This window comes from Gardnerella coleohominis (assembly GCF_002896555.1).
GTDB lineage: Bacteria > Actinomycetota > Actinomycetes > Actinomycetales > Bifidobacteriaceae > Bifidobacterium > Bifidobacterium vaginale_F.
In genome coordinates this window covers 344,846-369,182 of sequence record NZ_MNLH01000002.1, presented here as the reverse complement: position 1 = coordinate 369,182, position 24,337 = coordinate 344,846, and the positions used below count along the sequence as shown (strand labels likewise).

At 41.5% G+C, this 24,337-nt stretch carries 19 protein-coding genes and 1 pseudogene; 1 reads left to right on the top strand and 19 read right to left on the bottom strand.

What is annotated here, in order from left to right:
• Positions 1-205 precede the first annotated feature (205 nt).
• Entirely contained in the window at positions 206-2,338 is a 2,133-nt protein-coding gene (locus BFS05_RS03425; RefSeq protein WP_103084582.1) for an ABC-F family ATP-binding cassette domain-containing protein, read from the top strand.
• Between the two features lie 141 nt (positions 2,339-2,479).
• Here the strand turns inward: BFS05_RS03425 and BFS05_RS03420 are convergent, their stop codons facing one another.
• From BFS05_RS03420 to secY, 19 genes and pseudogenes are all read right to left on the bottom strand, one after another.
• Positions 2,480-3,154 (bottom strand): HNH endonuclease family protein, encoded by a 675-nt coding sequence (locus BFS05_RS03420; protein ID WP_103084581.1) that lies wholly within the window; start codon positions 3,152-3,154, stop codon positions 2,480-2,482.
• Positions 3,155-4,598: 1,444 nt separating this feature from the next.
• Positions 4,599-6,086, bottom strand: a pseudogene (locus BFS05_RS07200) (ABC transporter); the annotation flags it as partial.
• 356 nt (positions 6,087-6,442) lie between these two features.
• Positions 6,443-7,561, bottom strand: coding sequence for a LacI family DNA-binding transcriptional regulator (locus BFS05_RS03410; RefSeq protein WP_258004217.1), 1,119 nt, complete (start codon positions 7,559-7,561; stop codon positions 6,443-6,445).
• 24 nt (positions 7,562-7,585) lie between these two features.
• Positions 7,586-8,377, bottom strand: coding sequence for a ribonuclease HII (locus BFS05_RS03405; RefSeq protein WP_103084579.1), 792 nt, complete (start codon positions 8,375-8,377; stop codon positions 7,586-7,588).
• A 23-nt stretch (positions 8,378-8,400) separates the two neighbouring features.
• Positions 8,401-9,171: a signal peptidase I gene (gene lepB, locus BFS05_RS03400; RefSeq protein WP_103084578.1), complete on the bottom strand. Its 771-nt coding sequence runs from the start codon at positions 9,169-9,171 to the stop codon at positions 8,401-8,403.
• 151 nt (positions 9,172-9,322) lie between these two features.
• On the bottom strand, positions 9,323-9,688 hold the full coding sequence (gene rplS / locus BFS05_RS03395) for a 50S ribosomal protein L19 (protein WP_103084577.1): 366 nt from the start codon (positions 9,686-9,688) through the stop codon (positions 9,323-9,325).
• Between the two features lie 341 nt (positions 9,689-10,029).
• A complete protein-coding gene (locus BFS05_RS03390; RefSeq protein WP_103084576.1) occupies positions 10,030-12,795 on the bottom strand; it encodes an ATP-binding cassette domain-containing protein in 2,766 nt (921 codons plus the stop codon).
• A gap of 67 nt (positions 12,796-12,862) precedes the next feature.
• Positions 12,863-13,462 (bottom strand): ECF transporter S component, encoded by a 600-nt coding sequence (locus tag BFS05_RS03385; RefSeq protein ID WP_103084575.1) that lies wholly within the window; start codon positions 13,460-13,462, stop codon positions 12,863-12,865.
• Between the two features lie 526 nt (positions 13,463-13,988).
• Entirely contained in the window at positions 13,989-14,807 is an 819-nt protein-coding gene (locus BFS05_RS03380) for a DeoR/GlpR family DNA-binding transcription regulator (protein ID WP_103084622.1), read from the bottom strand.
• Positions 14,808-15,060: 253 nt separating this feature from the next.
• Positions 15,061-16,248, bottom strand: coding sequence for a quinone-dependent dihydroorotate dehydrogenase (locus tag BFS05_RS03375; protein WP_103084621.1), 1,188 nt, complete (start codon positions 16,246-16,248; stop codon positions 15,061-15,063).
• 311 nt (positions 16,249-16,559) lie between these two features.
• The gene (locus BFS05_RS03370) at positions 16,560-18,908 is read right to left on the bottom strand and encodes a transglycosylase domain-containing protein (RefSeq protein ID WP_103084574.1); all 2,349 of its coding nucleotides are present in this window, start codon (positions 18,906-18,908) and stop codon (positions 16,560-16,562) included.
• A 218-nt stretch (positions 18,909-19,126) separates the two neighbouring features.
• Positions 19,127-19,552, bottom strand: a complete 426-nt coding sequence (gene rplQ, locus BFS05_RS03365) for a 50S ribosomal protein L17 (protein ID WP_103084573.1) — start codon at positions 19,550-19,552, stop codon at positions 19,127-19,129.
• An 86-nt stretch (positions 19,553-19,638) separates the two neighbouring features.
• The gene (locus tag BFS05_RS03360) at positions 19,639-20,634 is read right to left on the bottom strand and encodes a DNA-directed RNA polymerase subunit alpha (protein WP_103084572.1); all 996 of its coding nucleotides are present in this window, start codon (positions 20,632-20,634) and stop codon (positions 19,639-19,641) included.
• Between the two features lie 79 nt (positions 20,635-20,713).
• Positions 20,714-21,112, bottom strand: coding sequence for a 30S ribosomal protein S11 (gene rpsK / locus BFS05_RS03355; RefSeq protein WP_103084571.1), 399 nt, complete (start codon positions 21,110-21,112; stop codon positions 20,714-20,716).
• Between the two features lie 83 nt (positions 21,113-21,195).
• Positions 21,196-21,573: a 30S ribosomal protein S13 gene (gene rpsM, locus BFS05_RS03350; RefSeq protein ID WP_103084570.1), complete on the bottom strand. Its 378-nt coding sequence runs from the start codon at positions 21,571-21,573 to the stop codon at positions 21,196-21,198.
• Positions 21,574-21,768: 195 nt separating this feature from the next.
• The gene (gene rpmJ, locus BFS05_RS03345; RefSeq protein ID WP_082266282.1) at positions 21,769-21,882 is read right to left on the bottom strand and encodes a 50S ribosomal protein L36; all 114 of its coding nucleotides are present in this window, start codon (positions 21,880-21,882) and stop codon (positions 21,769-21,771) included.
• A gap of 22 nt (positions 21,883-21,904) precedes the next feature.
• Positions 21,905-22,123, bottom strand: coding sequence for a translation initiation factor IF-1 (gene infA / locus BFS05_RS03340; protein ID WP_075523701.1), 219 nt, complete (start codon positions 22,121-22,123; stop codon positions 21,905-21,907).
• 148 nt (positions 22,124-22,271) lie between these two features.
• On the bottom strand, positions 22,272-22,832 hold the full coding sequence (locus tag BFS05_RS03335; protein WP_103084569.1) for an adenylate kinase: 561 nt from the start codon (positions 22,830-22,832) through the stop codon (positions 22,272-22,274).
• 55 nt (positions 22,833-22,887) lie between these two features.
• Positions 22,888-24,222 carry a preprotein translocase subunit SecY gene (gene secY, locus BFS05_RS03330; RefSeq protein WP_103084568.1) on the bottom strand — a complete coding sequence of 445 codons (1,335 nt, stop codon included), beginning with the start codon at positions 24,220-24,222 and terminating at the stop codon, positions 22,888-22,890.
• Between the last annotated feature and the right edge of the window lie 115 nt (positions 24,223-24,337).

Sequence of the window (24,337 nt, the reverse complement as noted above, 5' to 3'; positions counted from 1 at the left end):
GCTCTCTCGGCGAGTCACCATCTAGCGACGCTGAGGCTCGCCTCTTTCGCTGCGAAAAATCTCAAATCTCTGCCTAACTAATATCAAAGCGTATCTTGTAAAAATATGTATAACATTTGCACGGAATAGCTTATTTTTTGAATAAATTAAATATAGCTACGTAGATTTATGTGAATATATGAGTCTACGGCTATATTTGTGCCTTATGCCTACGTATGATTTGGGATTAGAACGAGTATCGCTAGAATTCGCAACTAAAACTATTTTTACAGATGTCACTCAAGGTGTTTGCGAGGGCGATCGAATTGGAATAGTCGGGCGTAATGGCGACGGAAAATCAACGTTATTGCGTCTTCTTTCTGGTCACATGTCGCCTGATTCCGGTCGCGTAACAAGGCGCGGCGGATTGACTTTCGGCATGCTTGACCAGCGCGATCCTTTAGATGATAACGCTACGGTTCGTGAGGCTGCTTTAGAAAATCGCGAAGATTACGAATGGGCTGCTGACCAGCGTTCGCGCGAAATCGTAGAGTCTCTTCTTGGCGGCATAAATTTGGAAGCGAAAGTTGGCACTCTTTCTGGAGGCCAGCGTAGGCGCGCTGATTTAGCAAGATTATTGCTGCATGACTGGGATATTCTTGCATTAGATGAGCCTACAAATCATTTGGATGTTGTAACAATTCATTGGCTTGCAGAGCATTTAATTCATCGTTGGACTCCTGGTCAAGGCGCATTGCTTTTAGTTACGCACGACCGTTGGTTCTTGGATGAAGTTTGCACTTCGATGTGGGAAGTACACGATGGCGTTATTGACCCATTTGAAGGCGGATACAGCGCTTATATGATGCAACGAGTTGAGCGCGAGCGCCAGGCGGATGTGCGCGAAGAACGTCGCAGAAATTTGGCGAGAAAAGAATTGGCTTGGCTTTCAAGAGGAGCCAGAGCGCGATCCACTAAGCAGAAATTCCACGTAAAGCAAGCACGCGAGCTTATTGCAGATGTGCCACCTCTAAGAGATACTCTTGAGCTAAAGAAGATGGCTACTTCGCGTCTTGGTAAGCAAGTTGTTGATTTAATTGACGTTACCCAAATTTTTGACAATGCTCAGCAGCTAAAAAATATTGATCCAGATATTGCAGAAAGCACAGCTTTAAGTGAAGGTATTGCAGAAAGCACATCTTCATCTGAATCTAATGCAGAAAAATCAAATAAAATCGATATCGTAGAATCCGCTTTTGCGCAGCCAACTCACACAGGAAGCGTTACTATCGCCGTTGACAAAAATCAAGAAAATTCTTCTGACGATACCGATACGAGCGTAGAAAACATTGCAGAAACTTCGGCAGCTTCGCGTAAAACTATTACCGGCCGCATGATTTTAGACGACGTGACTTGGCTTATTGGCCCAGGCGACCGTTTTGGAATAGTGGGCGCTAACGGTGCAGGAAAATCTACATTATTAAGCATTATTGATGGATCTATAAAACCTACTGTAGGCCATGTGAATATTGGCAAAACTGTGAAATTTGCCGTGCTTTCGCAGAGGCTTGACGAGCTGGAAAAGCTTGGAAAGTATAAAGTTAAAGAAGTTTTAAGCAGATATAAGCCAAGTTACGTGATTGATGGCAAAGAGGTAACTCCTGGTCAATTGATGGAACGACTTGGTTTTAAGCCAGAGCAGCTTATGACTCCTATTCGCGATCTTTCAGGCGGCCAAAAAAGGCGCATGCAGCTGCTTCTGATTTTGCTTGACGAGCCAAACGTGCTGATTATGGACGAGCCTGGAAACGATCTCGACACAGATATGTTGGCTGTTATGGAAGATTTGCTTGATACTTGGCCAGGAACTTTGATTGTTGTTTCGCATGATCGTTACTTGCTTGAGCGCGTAACAGACCAGCAATTTGCTTTGCTTGATGGCAAAATCCGCCATTTGCCTGGTGGTGTAGATGAGTATTTGCAAATTGTAGAAAATCTGCAACGCGATCACGAAAATAATACTAGCGCTAAGAATATTGCTGGCGCTGCAAGTGCTTCGAATACTGAAAGTTCTGCAAATTCTGCAACTAAAGAAAGTACGGAAAGCTCAGAAAATACAACAACTGAGCCAAAACTCACCGGAAAAGCCTATCACGATGCTGCAAGACGAGTTTCTGCAATCGAACGCAAACTAGCTAAACTCGAATCACAAAAAGCGGATCTTGAAGCACAAATGGCTTCACATGACCCAAGTGACTTTGTTGGTTTGCAAAAGCTAAACGAGGAATTGCAAGCTATTGCAAACGAGTCTGATTTGTTAGAAGAAGAATGGATGAGTCTTTCTGAGCAGATCGAATAATCAGAGATAGAATACCAGAAATCGAATAGTAAGAAATCAAATAGCCAGAGCTAGCATACGAGAATAAGAACTACCTTTAAGGTAACGAAAACACAAAAGCTACTTTTAAGACAACAGAAGCTACCTTTAAGGTAACGAAAGCTACTTTTTAGGTAATTCTTGAGCACTGCATCCGTGAAGAACAGATAGCATTTCTTGCTTTTCTGCAGACGTAACAGACAAATTATACTTACGTTTTACAGCGATTTGCCTTGCAACATACGAACACCTAAACGACTTATTAGATGGAAGCCAGTAAGCAGCAGAAGCCGAACCCTTCTTTTCGTTCGCAGAACCTTGAACTGCTAAAAGATTTAGCATGTCATTGCCAAAACTCAAGCGCTTTTTAACGCTCCACTTCCATGCTCCGGACTGCCACGCGTTTTCTAATGCTACAACGTGATCGATTTGAACTAAAGAACTTGTTTTACGTCCGCGTTTAAAATTAATTTGCAAACCAGTGTACGGATCATGCAATATTCCAGATTTTACTGTGCAAGAACCAACATAAGTAAAACGCACGTTTTTTAAATCGCGAGCAAGAACATCATCTCTAACATCGCACCCATTGCCATCATCGTCAGTAGTGCGATATCCAAAAACTTTTCTATCGTACCCAGCAGTATGCGGAGATTGTACCTGCAAAAGTTTTAAAGCATCAGCAGCGCTTCCGTAAGCTTCGTAAGAGCCTGTAACTTGGGCAACATTATTGTTCAAATGCGGCAAAAGTAAGCCTACTATAATTCCAACAATTGCAGCCAAGAGCACGAGCCACATAAGCGCTAGCCACGAACGTTTACGCGATATTATTTTGCCTTTATATTGTGAGCTAAAGGAAGATGGCTTCTTACTCGCCAAAATTCACCACCCACTGTGTACGACGCAATACAACATCTGCTATCTGCTTAAGCAAACTTACTAACACGATTACAGCCATAACAGCGTAAACTGTACTCCATGCAGGTATATTCGCTGGCTCAGGATGCACGTTTTGGGCAATTATCATAGTCCCAACTAACATTCCAACCAACGAAACAGACATAACAAGCGAACACATTGTTGCTAAACGACGAGCTAATCTCATGCGCTGCACAGAAATGCGCTCCATTGTTTGAATCATTCTATCTACACATTGCTCACCCACTCTGAATGCTAAAACTTCATCCATTCCAAGCTCAATATCTTGCACTTCGCGTTTTAATACATGCATGTGCTTATGCACGCTGCGTTCTATCTTCCTAGAACGAACAAATCGATACCACGGTATAAGCACTACTACAAGCACATAAATTACGATTGAAAGTATCATAAGTTGCTTATTGAAATACCAAAGCAGCAAGAAAGCTGGGATTGTTGCAAAAGTTAAGCCTAGCGTCATTGTCAGCGATGCTTTACGTTGACGAGCCTTATGGAAATCAAATCCTGCAAACGAAGCTAATAATGTTATAAGCCTCAAAAGCATGCATATAAGCGTTCCTTGCAAACATTCTTGCATATTGAATCCAAAAATAGGCCTGCCAACCATTGCGAACATTGACGCAACTGTACATACCGGAATGAAAATTGCAGCAGAAACACTTATTGCTGTAGCTAATACAGAAACAAAAGCTCTAAAAGCTTTAATCATCGAATACACGAAATTAGGATATTTCTTATTGCTTGATTTGCTCGAATTGCCTGAATTGCCTGATTCTTTATAAAAGTCATTTTCAGCTTTGTTTTCAGATACTGATTTTTTGAATTCTTCAACTTCAGCCAAATCATCATTTTTCGCATAAAAATCAGATAAATCTACATTATCTTTTATAACTTCACCCGATTTATTCTGGAATTCTATTGGAAGCAAATCTTCGTTATTCACTATTCCAGATTCGTGAGCACTAGTAGGCATTAATGCGATTACAATAGCTTTTTTAGATAGTTTTCGCAAAATAGCACAAATTTTAGCCGATTCGCGATCCCCCATAAGCTCACGCGAAAAATCGACTATATATACTGGAGTATGTCTAAGTAAAGCACGCGCTAAAATAAATTTCCGCATAGTGCACTCAGAATCATAAATAGAGCTATTAGAGTTATCGCTAGAATCGCCTTGTGAGTAGCTTTGTGAGTAGCCTTGTGAAACACCCTGAGAAACACTCTGAACGCTATTTTGAGCTTCAGCCTCACCACGAGAATCCCCACGAGAATCCCCTTGAGAAATGGCATTTTCTTTAAAGCGATCAATGCGCAAATCTAATCCGTCATAATCCGCATATACAATTCCATCTATTTTGGCTTCGCGCAAAGCTTCCCACATAGACGTAGTTGTTGCAAGAGGGGCAGCCATAAGAAGATTAGAACGCAAAGTATCTGCAAAAAGATGACTTCTTTCACTTACAACACTTACTAAATCCGCGAGCGCTCCTGGTTTTGCTCCAGAAAGAGAAATTTTAGAAGATTGCTCTAATTTAGAGAAAGATTCCGAACCGACGAATGGCGAATCGTCTTTGTCATAATTGTAATTGTCGTATGAATTGTACGAATATGAATCATCTGAAGCATCGTCTAATTCATAGCGATCATTGTATCTAAGAGTCACATCCGCATTCGTACTAAAACCAGCTCCTGACAAAACTGCAGATCTTACAATATCGTTAAATTTTGCTGGCACAAAATTAATCGAACCTGTTTGCGCAACAAACTTTAAGTAAGACGGAAAATCTGAGGAATGATTAGAAGAATGAATTGAGGAATGATTTGACGAAGGATCTGACGAAGGAATTTCTGCTTTTACTATTAAGGCAAGATTATTAGCTCCATCTGGCAAAGATAATTTTGTGGAATCGTCCGCAAATAATGCTGAAACTGGAGAATCTGCTACTCGCTTTAGCAAATAGCTGATTCTTTCAAATGATTTTCTTGCGAAAGTTGCCATATGCATATATCTTCCGCATCTTCTTAACGGCTCTATACTAAGCATTAACAATGGCATAGTTAGCATTGCTGAAGGTAAGCCAACACCGCGAATTGAGGAAACCCATATAGTTGAGATAATCGCTGCAGCTGCAGAAATATAAGCAAATAATGCACACGAGCAACGAATTATAGGCGATACTTCTAGTATCAGTGCGCAAAAAGCTGTTGCAACTGTAAAAACGGCTGTCATTAAAGAAATAGCCGCGATAGAAGGATTAACTGAAAAAAGAACAGCGCTTATAACTAAAGGAGTAACAACAGAAGCAAATACTTGCGGTATGAATAATCCACACCACATTTGCATATTTTCTACATCACTGTTTAAAGAATCAGAGTTTTTTAAAGACAAATTTGAGTGTTCATCTAAGACTTGAGAATCTTTAGAATAATCAGATAAATATGGAGTATTTTCATCTTTTATTAAGCGAAGAGAAAGTATTGCGCGAAGCATTTTAGGACGCAATCGCATAGCAACGTGATTACTTATATCTCCGCCTAAGCTATATGACCAACGTAGAATTAAATATTTAATAACAACTAATACCAAAAAAGCAATAACGTACGAAGTTAATTCAACAGTGGACATCAGCGATTGATGAGAAGTATGAATAGGCCTTAGTACAGGAGATAAAATTCCGACGCAAACATAAACTAAGGCGATATTCAAAAGAGATGAAACAGCCAAACATGCTGACTTTAATGCAACAAGATGTTTCACACCCGGCACAAAAGCGAAGAAACGATTAATCATTAATACCCATTTCTCTTATAAACAGCGATATATCGATGTTTTTAGCTCACACATTTTCACACGACTTCACACGACTTCATAAACCCAATCACAAGCCCCATCACAAGCACACTCTAAACACATTTCATGCACACTTCACTACGTAATAACATGTTGATAACAACGCTGATAACACATGTTTATATAACTTATATGTTATTGCCAATCAACATGCGATTACAAGATTACGCTGGATAGGCGCATTCGACACGCCGCAAATCGAAAGCTCAATTAGAGATTTAAAACATGCGAGAGATTTAAAAAACAAAAGAGATTTAAAAACACAAATTGCTTGTGCTAACGAGCAATTAAAAACTTTAAACGTGAGATTGACCTAAAGATGATCGCAAAACAACATTTGCTGGATGCAATCCAACGCCATGAGCCATATCTGCAAAAGCAAATTCTGGACCACCATTAATAAGTCTTAATACTTCTCGAACAGCCAAAGCTCCCATTGTTGAAGCATCAATATTTACTGTTGTAAGAGGAGGGAAAAAATCACTCATACCAGGATCGTCCCCAAAACCAACAACACTAACATCCGCAGGCACGCGAAAACCATGCTCATAAAGAGAACGAATTACGCCAATAGCTTGCAAATCACTTGCTGTTACAATCACGCTAGGCAAAGTTAAACCTTCAATACCATATTGTTCAATCACGTGATTTAAGCGCGAATAACTTTCAGAAGACTTCCAAGAAGCACACTGAACAATCCTAGATCTTATACCGTTTGCTTGCGAAATTTTATGCCACGCTGTAAGCCGAGTTGCAGCATCTCTCCACATCAAAGGACCAGCCACATACAATGCATCACGATGTCCTCTAACGTTTATAACGCCAATAACATCTGCCATAGCTCGCCATTGATTAATGCCGATAATAGAAAACTTAGCGTTAGTAGAATTTGAATATTTGTTTAACAAAGCTCTACCCTCGTGAATACTTACAGATCCGTGAGTAGAAGTAACAATAACGCGAGAAATACTTGAACTGATTTTGCACGCCGCAGCAAACATAGCATCTGTTGAAGCTATAACTATAATTCCGTCAACATTTTGCTCTTCAAAACTTTCAACAATAGTGTCAACATCGCTTTGAGTGCAAAGAAGCTCGTTAACCATACTTAAAGAAAGAAAATATCCCCTGGATTTAGACGCAGATTCTATTGAAGAAATCATATCTTTTACGCCTAATATCATAGATTCGCCCACGATTAGGCCTATTGTATGCGATTGACTTGTAACTAATGCGCGAGCAGCATTGCTAGGACGATATCCTAATTCTTTAATCGTATCCATAACTTTTACGCGCGTAGAAGCTGCAACATCAGGAGAATTATTAATAACTCTGGAAACAGTTTGATGACTTACTCCCGCAGCACGAGCCACGTCAAGCATAGAAACGCGCTTGTTATGCGATATTAAAGACATTACTTTTTCACTTTCTTTTTTATCTCACCCAAGATGCCAAGAAATCCTATGCAAATCGCTAGGACCATATTTTGCTATTGCTTGACGGTGCGCTTTAGAACCATAACCTTTGTTATGATCCCAATCGTATAAAGCATACTTTTCTAAGCTAGCGTAATCAACCATCATATGATCTCGAGTAACTTTAGCTATAACAGCTGCCGCAGCTACACTTGCGCATTGTCGATCTGCTTTAACTAAAGTTTGAACATCAATTGAAATAGGTAAAATCGGAGCGTCAAAAGTATTAGACACTTTGCTTATGTAATCATACGGGCCGTCTAAAATAGCAGCCATTTTTATATTTTTTATATTTTTACTTGAAGATTTAATATCAGAATTATTCTTGCTAAAAGTCGTTATTAGATTTTCTTGAGCGCTACTTATAGCTCTTAACGCAGCAATCCCCAAGGCATATTCAATACCCCAATCATCAATATCGTGATTTGTACAAGAGCCAACAGCATAAGCACTGCACCATTTTTTAAGCGGATCGTATAAAGCCTCACGCTTACGCTCTGTAAGAAGCTTGGAATCAGCCAAACCAGCAGGAATATTATCTTCTGTCTCTTCTAAACAATCAACCGAAGGCTTAGAGCTTGAATCTTCACAAGCATTAGGCGCAACTTGTTTAAAGCCGATTATTGCAGCTCCAACCATAACCGGTCCAGCCAAGGAACCGCGACCGACTTCATCGAGTCCTACAACCCAATCATAGCCATTTTTAAGTAGATTTCTCTCGTATTTTAATGAAGGAATTAAAGGGATTGAAGACATATTATTTATCGTTATTGGTTTAATTACTTTGCAGGTTCCGGAACTTTATCAAAAGCATCATGATGAGAATCTAATAGCCCAATTCGATTAATTGGCCAAAAACGCATAAAAGCAACACCTTCAATTTTCGAAATAGGCACTAAACCATCATCGCCATCGTTACGATGGTATCTAGAGTCCGCAGAATTAGCGCGATTATCCCCTAAAACAAATACATGACCAGGCTTAACTTTTACCTTAAACGGGAAGGAACTTGGCTCAACACCAGGACGAATATACGAAGATTCAAGAACTTCTACACCATTTACTGTAATCGGAGCGCCAGAACCTTTGCACTCAACAACATCCCCAGGCAAACCAATTAAACGCTTAATAAGATTTTTACCTGAAAGAAGGCTAGTTTTAACGCTTGGATCACCACTCAACCAATTCGCAGGATCCTCAAAAACAACAATGTCTCCGCGATGCAAAGGGAAAATTTTAGGAGTCATTTTAGTTGTAATCACATTATCGCCGATGTGAATAGTATCAAGCATTGACCCGGATGGTATAGTATACGCGCCCAAAATAAATATGCGTATAAGAATCATCACAATAACTGGCGTGCAATACCATAGAAGTATATCTCGCCACGAAGTTTTTTTAGAAGATTTCGAAGCCTTAGCATGCCTGCCGATATGCGAATTATTATCTGGCAAAATAGCGTCATCCGCAGGAACAGGAGAAGGATCTATACCATGCCCTGCAACTGTAACGATATGGTTATCACTTTTAATCGTGTTGTCAGCAGCCATATAAATCCTTTGATAAATTAACCCTGCACTTTTTACAAGTTATAAACTCAATATCAAATTGTAAATCAACGTTTACTGCCAAATCACGCAATCATAAATAAATTAAATTACGAGAATCACAGTAAACGTTGACTAAACAAAATAACGGTGCTTACTTAGCAGAGTTATCGCGACGCTCAGCAATACGAGCAGCCTTACCACGCAAAGCGCGCAAGTAGTAAAGCTTAGCGCGACGAACGCGACCGCTACGAACCAGCTTGATTGAATCAATAGCTGGGGAATGGAGTGGGAAGCGACGCTCAACACCAGTGCCGAAGCTCACCTTACGAACTACGAAAGTTTCACGCACGCCAGCACCCTTACGAGCGATAACAACGCCGGTAAAGGTCTGAATACGAGAGTTATTACCTTCCTGAATCTTCACGTTGACATCAACGGTGTCACCAGGACGGAAAGCTGGGATTTCCTCAGCAGACTTAAGATGCTTAGCATCAAATGCTTCTACAGCATTCACCATGATAATTCCTCCTCGCCGCCGCATATCGACGTAAGCTACATCAAAGTAAATTAGCATAAAAAGCAAATTAGTATAATTTCAACTTTTTAAACTTACTTTGAATAATCTTTCCCAAAAAGTTTGCTTTTCAGGGCTTCCATCCGCCAAATCTTAATAAAGCTGGCTAGACTAATGACAAGAAAACTATGCGGCATTTTCTTATCGAAAGCATACAAGTTATAAATTTATGCATAATAATGGACATTTTTGCAGCATATAAATACGAAAAAACATAGCATTTTAGCGGATAATACGCAGACAATACGCAGATAGTACGTTTATTGCAGATGCAAAATATCGCTTTAATTATATCCACCTAAGAAAGCAAACGATCCAGTATATATAGCTACAGATAATGCAATCACAGGAATAATTAAGCTAACGACTAGCAAAATCCAATCACAAGCTTTTACTTTACTAATTCGAGCGTGAGATCTTGGAGTAGAGCCTCCAAATCCCCTAGCTTCCATAGCTACAGCCAAAGTAGTGGAACGGCGAATTGATAAAACAAGCAAAGCAAACATTTGAGGGAAAAATGCCTTTAACTTATTTCCATCGCCAATACCACGAGATCGTCTGGAAGCGCCTAAAGCTCGCCAATCATCTTTCAAAACGTTAAACATTCTAATTCCAGCCAATCCGCCGTATACAAAGCGATCTGGCAAATGCAATATTTGACTAAAAGCATCTGCTAAATCAGTAGCATCTATACCTATAACTGTTACAATTGACGGAATTCCAATAGCCAAAATCCTTAAAAATGTGGCTACTGCTAAAGATGCAGACCTATCTGTGACATGAATCATGCCCCACTCGAACCACGTGCTTCCGCCCGATTTACCATAAAGAAAGATTGTAATAGCAGAGGTTGGAGCGCCTATCCAAACAGGCCAAGATAAATACATAACTTTCCAAGGCGGAATTTTTATAAAAGCCAAGATAATGAATTCTATTGCGAGCGCAACAGATGCTGAAATAGAATCCAAAGTTACCAATAGCGGAATTGAACACAGAAATGCACTAAACATGCGATAAACAGGATTCATGTAAGCAAGAACAGGAGAACAGCTTGATTTCCTTGGATCTTCAGAGCGTAAATTGACATTGCTTACAGAAATTCTAGACTCAGAAGAGCTACTATCCGTAGAAGAAGGCTTGTTGTCTGCGGAAGACTTACTATCTGCAGAAGGCTTGTTAGCAGCACAAGACTTGCTATCCGCAGAAGCGCTACTATCCTTGCAAGCTTTACTATCAGCAGAATCATTACTATCCGCAATCAATTCAATTACACGCGCGTTTAAAGCTTCTACTAATTCTTCATCGTGAGTTACAACAATAATACAAACGCCGTCTTTATTAAGACTTTCGATTAAACGAATAATCTGCATCCAAGTCTTGCGATCCTGACCAAAAGTTGGCTCATCTAAAATAATCACACTAGGAGCTGCAGCCAAAGATGCAGCAACAGTAAGCCTACGCTTTTCACCGCCGGAAAGAGTATAAGGATTCGAATTTGCATACTTAAACAATCGGAATCTTTTAAGCAAAGACTCGGCTTTAGCGCGAGCATCATCAGCACTCATACCCGTACGCAAAGGCCCAAGCATTACTTCTTGCAAAACAGTTGCACACGCAAATTGATGTTCAGGATTTTGGAAAACATATGAAATACGCTTAGCCAATTCAGATGATTTCCATTTAATAGGATTAGTTCCACGAGCACCGTTTGAAAGCTCATCACTTGCAACTACTTCACCACTTACCGCCGGCAAAAGACCCGCTAAAGTAAGAGAAAGCGTTGATTTTCCAGCTCCATTAGCGCCGACTAAAGCTGTAATCTGTCCAGACTTAAATTCCAAGTTAATATGCTCGGCAATAGGCTGATCTGTATGACTTATAGACAAATCCTTAGTTGAAAGGATTACTTTTCCAACGCTATTAGATGAATTATTATTCGATTTATAAGAGCTATTATGCGAATTTTTATATTTACTAGGAAGCCAGATTCCGAGATCCTCAAAGTCTAAATCAGTGCGCGTAAAAACTTCATCAGGAGAGCCATCCGCTACTATAACCGTTCTAGCAGAAGACGCGCGCGCAATATCATCATCGTGAACTTCTTCCAAAGATTCTGAGTCCGAGTTTGAATTTGAGTTTGAGTTTGATTCTGAACTTGAGATTGCAGATGAGTCTGATTTATCAATATCGTTGTTATCTAAACCTAAAACCACTACTCTATCAATCATGTCAATCCACGGCTCAGCGTGATGCTCAACAAGTACCATAGTTGCGTTGGTTGAGTCTAAGATATTTTTAACAGCCTTAACAACCTGATTTACTCCGTTCGGATCCAAATTCGCAGTAGGCTCATCTAAAAGCAAAACACGTGGCTCCATCGCCAAAGCTCCAGCCAAAGCCAATCTTTGCAACTGGCCACCGCTTAAATGTGATGTTGAACGATGCAATTGCAATCCATCAAGCCCAACTTCTTTAATGCTTTTTTCTACGCGCTGCCAAATCTGCTCGCGCGGAATATTCATATTTTCCGGTCCAAAAGCAACGTTATCGCCTAAACGTTGGAAAATTGCTTGCGCATCAGGATCTTGTAATACTAATCCAACTTTTCCTCTAGCTTGACGAACAGGAATATCGTCAACGTACACACAGCCTTCGCTTATTCCACCGTCTTCATCTTCTATTGAAACTGATGAATCCGATTCATCAGAAGATCCCGTCTGCTTAGAAGAATCCGATTTATTAGAAGAATCTGATTTATTAGAATTATCCGACTGTTTATTTTGAGATTCAATAATACTGCTGCCTATAATTCCAGCAGCACCTTCAAGAATGGTGGATTTTCCTATGCCTGACGCTCCCAGAAGCAGAACTCTTTGACCCGCTTCAATAGTGAGATTCAACCCGCGCACAGCAAAATGTTTGCGAGTAGCATGACGATAACCCCAATTATCGAAACGGAGACTAGCATTACAAGAATCCGACGGAAGGAATGTTTCGGAATTCTTAGTATTTTCTTCTATTAGAACTTGCTTTTGAAAGTCATCAGGCATAGTAAATCCTTTATGGCAATGATGCGTAGTTTATTTAATATATGGACTTATTAAATATATGGATTTGTTAACGTCCCGATGCAAAAGAACTTAATGCACCCGTTTTACGTATACCCTTATACAAGAACCACATAAGAATACCTGCAAACACAGCTCCGGAAATAAAACTTGTAGTAAAGAGTACAATTCCGTATTTTCCGAATAAACCAACACCTTGCAAATGATTAAAAACGGAGTTCACCCAAGTTCCAATACCAGAAAAACCTCCAGCAAGAGCCGTATACCAGATATTCCAACGCTTATACAGAAGTATTAGGAATATTATTTCTGCACCAATTCCCTGAATCATTGAAACAATAAATGTATGTGGAAGGCCCCAAATATTACCCATGAGACCTTCGATAACACCAGCAAGCAATTCAGTATAAAGAGCTGCTCCAGGCTTGCGAATTATGATTGCAGCCAATGGGCCTGCAAAAAGCCATAATCCGTTAATCAAACCAGCCAATCCAGGTACTAGAGACTGAAGAAAATCCCAAGGTGCCGTGCAAAAAGCTGAAACAACCCAATAAATTACAGCAGATACAACAGCTATTACAGAAGCTACTGAAATATCAATAACTCGCCATCTTAAATGAGATTTTGGTTTAGCAATATTATTTGACATAAATTGTGCCTTTCAAACTTGATTGCGATTTAATTGTTTAAAACGCAATTTTTGATATTTAGGCACGGGAAAACAGACCTCCGTGCGCCAGCATTATCTGGATTCACGTTCAAGCGGTTTCTCTCAGCTTTGTTCACACAAAGCACCCGTGTCGCAAGAATGAGTGTACTTCATTTCTTTGACCATATTTAAAAGTATTAGGATGCAATTTTCGGTATTTTGAGTATTTTTAACAATATTTGAGAAAACAAAAGATAACATTATAAAAGCTTATTTTAAGAAAAATAAACATAAAATATACGCAAAATATACCTAAAATATGCATATTTCTAACAAACTTGAACATATTTAAAAGATAATTAACAAATAATTACCAATAATTAACACACGAATATTGTTAGAAATAGCGCAATCCTACTAAAAAATAAGCGTTACAAATGAGATGTATATCACATTAGCAACGCTTTAATAGACTTTGATAATACTTAACCAAAGCCTAATACTCTAAAAATTAAGTGAAACTGTATTACATACCTATAGAAATCGAATGATTATCAACAGTTTCACTAGTAGGTGCAAGTATCAAATCCTTCACCAACTCACGCGTTCGAAGCTGCGCATTTGGCTCTAATCTATCATCAGTTATAACCATATCGACTTGATCAAATCGAGCGAAAAGCGAAAGCGAAGTACACCTCCACTTAGTGTGATCAGTTAATATAATCGTACGATCCGCAATTTCCATCAAAGCCATATCAGTAGCAGCTTCAAGAGAATTTGGCATAAGGAATCCGCGCGGAAGCGAAACTGAATGAGTTCCCAAAAACACAGTGTTCACTCTCAAAGATGAAACAACTTTATCTGCAATAGGTCCAACCAATGAATTAGAGCGAGTAATCACACCGCCAGTAACAATAACTTCAACATCCTTAGACTCCAAAGCTTGCACAAGTTCAGCAACAGGAATCGAATTTGTCAAAATCGTAATGCCAGAAGCCTGACGCGACTCTAATAAATGCTGAGCAAACACATAAGCAGTAGTACCACCGCCAATAGCAATAACATCGCCAGGCTGCACATAACCAACTGCCTTACGAGCAATGGCATCTTTCAGACCAATATCCATCTGTGATTTAACAGAAAACAGCGGCTCACTTAACAAAGTATTAGTCGTAACAGCGCCGCCATGAACACGCTTAAGTAAACCTTTATCCGACAACTCGCCTATATCTCGGCGAATAGTCATAGCAGATACTGCCAATTCCTTAGACAATGCAGTAATACGAACTGCGCCTCTTGTACGAAGTCTACTAAGAATTAATTGCTGACGCTGTGAAGAAATCATACGAACATTATCGCACACATATACGCAAAAAACAAACGCGATTGAGCGTTTATCTGTGCGCAACGCAATGCAGCGAACAAATAAAAGCAAAATCAACTATTCTTGAGCGCAAAGCGCACAAAATCGAACTCAAAAAGAGTGGCTAAAAGCGCAACCAACTCAATTAAGAAAGCCTGGCTTATAAGAAACCAGGCTCTAAAAGGTTTAGCTTGCTAAAGACTTGCTAAACGCCTACTAAATCCTTACTGAAGACTTAAGCATCAATTCCGACAGCGTCAGAAACATGCTCAAAACCATCAGCCTTCAACAATCTAGCTAATCCTCGCTTCAAAACACTAATTTGCTGAGGTCCTCTATACATAAGAGAAGAAATAAACATAACTAAATCAGATCCAGCGCGAATCTTCTCATACGCTTGACGAGGAGTGAAAACGCCACCAGCTCCAGCAATAACAAAACGATCGCCAAAAGCAGCACGCGTTCTACGAATCAACTCATTACTTGCCTTATAAGTAGGGCCGCCAGAAAGTCCGCCAGGCAAATCAGCAGGAATATTCAAACCAGCGCGATTCTTGCACAAATTAGCAATAGTAACACCATCAACCTTATGCTCAGCAAGAACATCAAGAAGCGATTTAAACTGATCCCAACCGCCAGGCACGTTCAAAGGCATCTTAACCAAAGTTGGCTGAGGACGATCCACCTTATCTAGCACTGTAAAAAGCTTATCCAATGCTTCAGGCTTGGTAAAAGGCTCACCAGCGCACGTGTTCGGGCAAGAAATATTCACCTCAATCATAGAAGTACGCCCAGCAGCACGCTCAAGCGATATACGATAATCTTCAATGCCTTCGTCTAAATCGCCAACTAAATCATCATTCGTGCGAGCAATAGACACAGAAATATTCATACGAGAACGAGTCCAAGCCTTTTCAGCGCGAGCAACAACAGCCTCACTGCCATCGTTATCTAAACCAGCGTGAACCAAAATAGAATCATATTCAGGGAAACGATGATACCAAGGCTTTGAATTACCAGCACAAGGGCGAGAAGTAGTAGATCCGACTGTTTCAAATCCGAAACCTGCATTGTCAAGAACAACAGTCAAATCGCAATTCTTATCCAAACCAGCACTCAAGCCAAAAGGATTGTCAAAATCTAATCCCATAACATTTGTTTCCAAAACAGGATCCGTATAATCCAAAGTTGAACGCAAAAGCCACATAAGCAAAGGATTGTCAGAAAAAGCTTTGCACAAAACCAACATGCGCTCATGAGCTTCGTCAGGCGGAACATTGAAAACCATATGTGGCTTAATAATATGCTTATAGGAGAAGGTTAGAAGATCAGTTGCAGCCATATTTATATTGTTTCTTAAAGGATTATTTGAAACATAGGACTGCGAAGACTTGCTAACTTTCTTAGATCCCGAAGATTTCATGTTTTTGGTAGCACAATCTGATTTAGAACAATCGGACTTAGCTAAAGAACAAGATTTGCCGGAAGCACAATCCTTTTTCGATTCGTTATTTGATTCGTTATTCGATTCGTTATTCGATTCCTTCAATTTTTCAAGCTCCTTAAACTTATGGATTAAGCAGACCCCATGAATGACACAAATACTATAAATGCCATAAACGGAATCTGCTAATCTCTTTTACTTTATATTTTTACTTTATATTTTTACTACTCAACTTCGCTGATTTCACAACGATTAGCAATTGACCTAACAATTACCGACTTTCAGCATCACTACTGATTGTCACCATCGTTGCCATCATCAGTACCGCCGGTACCGCCGGTACCACCTGTACCGCCTGTACCAGCATTAGTTTGATCTCCAGCTTGAGAACCACTTTGTGAACCATGCTGTTCACGAGCAGCCTCACGTTGAGCATCAGAATCACGATTACGCTGTTCCGCAGCGTCTGAATTACGCTTCAAATCTGACGGCATAGGGCCACCCCTTAAGAAATCAGGATCCGGCTTACCGTAATCATTATCTTTAGGGAGCTTCGCAGCATCAGAATAAGTATCCATGAAGTACTTCCAAGCTGGTGCAGCAATAAACACACCAAACCAAGTGCCTCTTCTAACGCCATTAATCATGGCACCGTTAAAAGTCTTAGGATGCTCAGCATTGCCGACTGCCACAAATGCTGCAACTTGATTAGGTATAAATCCACCCGTAAGCATGTAAGTATCTTCGTTAGTACCAGTCTTAGCAAAAGTCTTACGGCCACCTTCAAGCTGAGCAACTCTTGCGACACCAGTTGGCTGAACAACACCTTGATTCATAGCATAAGCAACAGTTTGCGCAACCTTCTTAGGAATAGCTTGATGGCAGTGAGCGCTAGGAACACGCAAGCGCTTTCCATTTTTATCTATTACTCGCTTAATAGCAATAGGATCGCATTGCACGCCATCAGCGCCAATAGTCGCATAAACATTTGCCATACTCAAAGGCGATCCCTGCACAGCACCAATCATCATAGGAGGGTTCAAAGAATTCTTAGAGAAAATATCTTCCTGACCTAAAGGAGAATTATGATAACCCAAAGTTCTTGCAGCTTCAGCAACAGCACACAACTTAATCTGCGAACCCATAGAAGCCTGAATAGTGTTATGAGAATGCACAAGACCCATTAACGGCGTTTCAGGGCTAACAGTACCACCGCCAGAATTCTGAACAGGCCATTTACCTAAACCGTGATACCTAGCGCACGAAAAATCATCGTTATTATACAAAGTAGAAGTACGCAAAGGCTGATTGATCGACTTTCCAGCTAAAAGCCAAGCAACCATGTTAATAGGCTTCCAAGTAGAACCAACTTGCCAACCTAAACCGCCACCATCGCGCTCATCAACCGCATAATTGATAGCGGTGTGAGTAGGATCAAGCCTTGCAGCATCCGTAGCATCATAAATACGATTGCTACCAAATCCCAAAACTTCACCAGTTCCAGGTTTAATAGCAGCAATAGAAACCTCAAAACCGCTGCTATCGTTCACAGGAATAGTTTTACGCGCAGTTTTCATTGCAGCGTCATTAGCATGAATATCCATTGTGGAATAAATATCCAAGCCACCTTCATTAAGCAACTTTTGACGAGCCATCACACTGCTGCCAAATTCGCGAGAATTAAGGATTTTCTTAGTAACATAATCGCAGAAGAATGCTGCATCCCCAGCTGCTTGACATCCAACATGCGATATATTTCTTTGAATATTTAAAGTATCTTTAACAGGAATAGCAGAAGCTTTATCGTGTTCAGCTTTAGAAATAAAGCCTTGACGTAACATCAAATCCAAAACAGTATTTCGCTGAATTTGCGAGTCCTTCAAATTACTTTCAATAGAAGGATCATACCTAGCAGGATTCTTAGTAATAGCCGCGATAGTTGCAGACTGAACTAAATCAAGTTTCTCAGCTGTAGTGTTGAAATATCGCTTAGCTGCCATTTCAACGCCATACAAATTATTGCTTCCAAACTGCGCGATATTCAAATAGCCTTGAAGAATCTCTAACTTTGAATACTTCTTTTCCATTTGAATTGCTATAAGCATCTCACGAAGCTTACGCGCAATCGTGCCTTCTGAAGCATGGTATTCAGCAATAGGATCGTTATCGTCACGAGCCTTAATCATCAGAACATTCTTCACATACTGCTGTGTAAGCGAAGAACCACCCTGCATACTTCCATGCTTAATAAATGTTTGCACAAAAGCTCGCATAACGCCTTGCACGTCAACGCCTGAATGCTCAAAGAAGCGACGATCTTCTCGAGCTACCATTGCTCGCTGCATGTATTGGGAAATCTTGCGAAGAGGAACAACAGTACGATTTTGAGCGTAGAACGTAGCTATAACTGTTTTTCCATCAGACGCAAAAATACGCGATTTCTGAGGTAAAGCAGTGACGTCAAAATCTATGCCGTCAACACGAAGCGAAGGAACAACAGATTTCACAACACTATTTACGCTCATAACGCTTGGCACAAACAATATGCTTAGTGCACCACCGCCACAAAAGCACAATAAAACATAAGTAAGAAATAGTGCTAATACGCGATGCATAGTAAGTGAATTCTTTTTAGGCATGCGTACTATTCTAAAGGTTTGCCTCTACTTGAGAAACGTTAAGGAAATATTCATGATTTCTCTGGCTAGAAATTAGTTAAATCCTATTAAACAAAAACGAGCCAGGAAAATTCCTGACTCGTTTAAGTAAACTTACAAGGTAATCATAAAACTTATAAACAAATCCTATTAACGAATCATATTAACGAATCGCATATAAGTCTTACTGCACCCCAGGCTTACTCAGCCTCAGTAGCTACCTTTGTTGCAGCTTCAGCTTCTTTAACGACTGCCTGCTTTGGGCTTACTGGCTCAGCCACAAGCTCGATAATAGCCTGTGGAGCAGTATCACCACGACGAGGAGCGATCTTCACGATGCGGGTGTAACCGCCTTCGCGCTGCTCCATCTGCTCAGCAATCGAAGTGAAGAGATTGTGAACCACGGACTTGTCGCGGATCACGCGCAACACGCGACGACGTGAATGCAAATCGCCACGCTTAGCGAATGTGACCAAACGCTCAGCAAGTGGACGAAGACGCTTTGCCTTTGGCAGAGTCGTCACAATACGACCGTGCTGGAAAAGGCTGGTCGCCATGTTGGCCAGCATCAGGCGCTCATGCGCTGGGCTTGAAGCCAGACGAGGGCCTTGTTTCGGTGTAGGCATTGTTACTCCTTATTGTCGCAATTGTCGCATCATTCAGGTGGGCATCAACCCGAACATCCGAATGTTACGGCACTTGCAGTGCTACTTTACTCGTCTTCAGGCGAGAAGAAAGTACCACCTTCGAGATTATTGGCGTCAAAGCCAAGCGGTGAAGCCTTCAATGACAATCCCATGGACTGCAACTTTTCTTTCACTTCATCGATGGATTTCATGCCGAAATTACGAATATCGAGCAAATCCTGCTCAGTGTGAACTACTAATTCACCGACTGTATGAATACCCTCACGCTTCAAGCAATTATAGCTACGCTGCGTAAGATTCATTTGCTCAATCGGTATAGCCATTTGGGAATTAGATTCCTCCATGGCAGGAGCTGGACCAACCTCCACACCTTCGGCTTGAAGATTAAGCTCACGGCAAAGACCGAAAAGCTCAACCAAAGTCGAACCTGCTGATGCAACTGCATCACGTGGAGAGATAGCCGGCTTAGTTTCCACATCCAGGATGAGCTTATCGAAGTCCGTGCGCTGTTCCACGCGGGTAGCTTCGACCTTATAGCTCACCTTTAATACTGGCGAGTAGATCGAATCCACAGGAATGCGGCCGATTTCGCTGTTCTCCTGCTTGTTCATCTGAGCTGGCACATAGCCACGGCCACGCTCAACAGTGAACTCAATTTCGAGCTCGCCATCTTCTGCGAGAGTAGCAATATGCATCTCAGGATTGGCAATAGTCACACCAGCCGGAGGAGTAATATCTCCAGCAGTTGCTTCACCTTTGCCGTTCTTTCGAAGATACATCACTACAGGTTCGTCATACTCACTTGTGAGCACAATACCTTTGATGTTCAGCAGGATTTCAGTGACATCCTCTTCAACACCTGGCAGAGTCGTAAACTCATGAAGAGCACCAGAAATACGCACCGATGTAACGGCGGCTCCTGGAATAGAACTCAACAAAGTACGACGGAGCGAATTGCCGAGCGTGTAGCCGAAACCTGGCTCCAACGGCTCAATAGTAAAGCGAGAACGCTGGGGATTCAGTGATTCCTCGGTAAGTGTCGGACGCTGTGCGATAAGCACTTTGGTATCCTTTCAGCTTCTGGTCGGTGGTGCACACGCCTTCCATAAGCGGGTTGGATGGATGGATTCGTAAGAGTGCTCAGACGCGGCGACGCTTTGGTGGGCGTACGCCGTTATGCGCTTGCGGGGTGACGTCGGTAATAGAACCAACTTCGAGACCCGCGGACTGGAGGGAACGGATAGCGGTTTCACGACCGGAACCTGGACCCTTAACAAACACATCGACCTTCTTAAGGCCGTGCTCCATAGCCTTACGAGCGGCAGACTCAGCGGCCATACCTGCAGCGTAAGGAGTCGACTTACGGGAACCCTTAAAGCCGACATCACCACCGGAAGCCCAGGAAAGGACTGCACCGGATAGATCGGTGATGGAGATAATAGTGTTATTAAATGTTGACTTAATATGCGCCTGCCCAACCGGTACCGACTTGCGGTCCCGGCGACGCGGCTTGCGCGAGGCTTGCTTTGCAGCTGCCATTGACCCTCGTTTCCTAATGACGAATGAGTTGGTATGTCTAGGCGATGAGAATAACCTCGTGGCCTAGAGCCGACCACCGACTACTATCGGGTGGCCTTCTTCTTCCCGGCGACAGTACGCTTCGGACCCTTACGAGTGCGAGCATTAGTCTTAGTACGCTGACCACGCACAGGAAGACCCTTGCGATGACGCTGGCCTTGATAGCAGTTGATCTGAATCTTACGACGAATATCAGCGTCGATTTCACGACGCAAATCACCCTCGATCTTGTAGTTACCTTCGAGATAATCACGCAAAGTGATTAATTGATCATCAGTAAGATCCTTGACGCGAGTGTCCGGATTAATACCGGTCGCGGCAAGCGTTTCCTTAGCGCGAGTACGTCCAACACCAAAAATGTAGGTGAGGGCAATCTCAATGCGCTTCTCATTGGGAATATCTACTCCGGCAAGACGTGCCATTGCGATTCCTTTACTGTTCACGCAGGTCGTACACCAAATCTCCCGCATATTGCGGCCTGGGCCTGCGCACCCAGGGTTCGGCATGCTGTCACTTCTTAACTTCAAAACTTAGATTTTAAAAACTAAGCTTTAAAACTAAAACAGCAATGCTGTGATTTAGTGCCTTATTTCTTTATTTCCGCGATGGGAATCTACTCAGCCCTGACGCTGCTTATGACGTGGGTTGGTGCAGATCACCATGACGCGGCGTTTGCGTTTGATCACACGGCAATTGTCGCAGATCTTTTTAACACTCGGGCTGACCTTCATGGTTTTCCTTTTTACTTGTACCTTACTTGTATCGGTACGTAATACGTCCACGGTTCAAATCATATGGACTCATTTCTAGCACAACGCGATCCTGCGGCAGAATGCGAATATAATTCTTACGCATCTTGCCCGAAATTGTAGCGAGCACGATGTGTTCGTTCTCAAGCTGCACGCGAAACATCGCATTAGGCAATGCTTCAACTACTCTGCCTTCGACTTCAATCACACCGTCTTTTGCCATGAGCCTCGTTCCGATCCTTGGACATAATACTTTGCGCGTCCGAAGACACACCAATCTTTAATAATACAGCAAAAGCGCCCAATACGACATTCGGCGTGTCGCACCAGGCGCTAATAATTAAGTTTTACTTCAGTTCAAAGAACTTAATCTAGCTCAAAGATTGAATAATGCGATGATTAATCTCAGCTACATCGCCAACGCCGTCAACTTCAACCAACTGACCACGGCTATCATAAATATCAAGCAATGGAGCAGTTTCGCGCTCATAAGTTTCAAGACGCTTAGCAATAACCTCAGGAGTATCATCTGAACGACCCTGCTCAACTGCGCGCTTCTTCATACGCTCAATTAAAACATCACGCTCAGCCTCCAAAGCCACAACATGATCCAGAGGAGTATTAAGTTCCTCAAGCATCCTGTCTAAGGCTTGAACCTGAGAAGCATTACGAGGATATCCGTCAAGAATCCAACCCTTTTTAGTGTCATCTTGAGCTAAACGATCCTTCACAATGCTGTTAGTTAGCTCATCAGGAACCAACTCACCTTTGTCAAGATATCCCTGAACCTGTTTACCGAGCTCCGTTTGATTCTTAAGATTGTAACGGAAAATATCACCAGTAGAAATAGCTGGAATATCATAGTGTTCACTCAATAACGCGGCCTGAGTACCTTTGCCAACGCCTTGCGGTCCCATAATCAGCAATCGCATATCAATCTCCTTAGCTTAAGTGCTGTAATTTAGATACTTAATTTAGATACTTAACTTACTTAGATACTTGATTCTTTGCATCATGATTGAACAAGAATCCAGCGTACTGGAACTGTTCGGTTTGAGCCAATGCTTGACGCAAAGTATCCAAACCAACGCCTGCAATAATCAAAATCGTAGTACCACCAAATGGAAGCTTGGTGTTCAAGTCTAATGTCTTAATCAAAACAGTTGGAATCAAAGCAACAAATAGTAAGTAAACAGCACCAACAGTGTTCAATCTGTTCATAACATAGCTAAGATACTTGCTTGTAGCGCTGCCTGCACGAATACCTGGGATAAATCCGCCGTATTCCTTCATATTATCAGCAGTTTCATCAGTGTTAAAAGTAATCTCAGTGTAGAAGAAGCAGAAGAATACAATCATCAAAGCATACAAAGCGATATACCAAACAGATGTTGTATTTGCAAAATTCTCTTCAATCCACTTAACCCACTGTTGATCCCTATTACCAAACTGAGCAATAAGCGTTGGAACAGCAAGAATAGACGAAGCAAAGATTGGTGGAATAACGCCGCTCATATTAACTTTCAATGGAAGATAAGTTGATGAGCCGCCGTACATCTTACGGCCAATCATACGACGCGTGTACTGCACAGGAATACGACGCTGAGCAAGCTCCACGAAATCAACAAACACAAGAATAACAAGCAGAACGCCAGTAACAATGCCGAACTTAACCCAATCGCCATCTGAACCGTTGCTACCCCAGCCAATACCCCAAAGCTTTGGCAAGAATCCAGCGCATATAGACATGAAGATTAAGACTGACATACCTTGACCAATACCCTTATCGGTAACAAGTTCTGCCATCCACATGATAAGACCAGTACCGCCGGTCATAATAATAACCATAAACGGCAAATCATTTCCATTAGGAATAACTCCTGGGCACATACCGCCAAAAAGCATTCCATTCCTTGCAGTAACAAGAATAGTAACCGACTGCAAAACAGCTAAGCCAACAGTCAGATAACGAGTATACTGCGTAAGTTTTGTTTCACCGGACTGACCTTCTTTGTGCAATGCTTCAAATCGCGGAATTACAACACGCAATAACTGAATAACAATTGATGCAGTGATGTAAGGCATAACACCTAAAGCAAAAATAGAAAGCTGCAACAAAGAACCGCCAGAAAACAGGTTAACCAAACCTATAAAGTTCTCGTTTGAAGAAGCTAAGCGAGCAGTGCAAGCACTCACTACTTTATAGTTCACACCCGGGATCGGGATAAACGAACCAATACGATAAATAATTATCATCGCGAAGACGAAGAGGATTTTATTCCTCAACTCTTTCGTCTTGAAGGCCTGGATTAACGTTTTCACCTGGGTCTTCCTCCCTTTTTGCGCGACTATCTAAGCGCAACCAGTAAAAAAACAAACTCTGAGGAAATAGTGTAACCTACGGTGTCTACCGGCACGCCGCTAAGAAAAATAGCAT